Annotated in this window: 1 protein-coding gene; it reads right to left on the bottom strand. The window is 59.8% G+C overall.

Annotation, left to right across the window (positions count from 1 at the left end; all coding sequences use genetic code 11):
• A partial coding sequence (locus tag SB717_RS36035) for a hypothetical protein (RefSeq protein ID WP_410907788.1) occupies positions 1-229 on the bottom strand: 229 nt, incomplete at its 3' end.
• Between the last annotated feature and the right edge of the window lie 42 nt (positions 230-271).

Below are 271 nucleotides of genomic sequence, written 5' to 3'. Positions count from 1 at the left end.
AGGGTGGATAGAACTCTGGCGTCGGTTTCAGCATCCCAAGGCCGCCGTGTGGCTTCTGGCTTTGTGCGCGCGGCATCAACCGCAACGCTTGCCGCTGCTGATTCAGGCATTCGATTGTCACAGCGGCCAGCAGGATTTGTCTTGTGAACCGCACGGTGCTGATCAGGCGGTAAGCCGGCTGCAGATGCGACCGGAAACGCTGGCCCGTTGGCACAATGTTTTGCGTCAAAGGCTACCCGGTATTGCCGGGGCTTACGCGGTATGGGTCATG

Source organism: Priestia sp. SIMBA_032 (genome assembly GCF_046535215.1).
Taxonomy (GTDB): domain Bacteria; phylum Bacillota; class Bacilli; order Bacillales; family Bacillaceae_H; genus Priestia; species Priestia aryabhattai.
The sequence above is the reverse complement of the archived record's forward strand: the minus strand, read 5'-3'. Positions and strand labels throughout refer to the sequence as shown.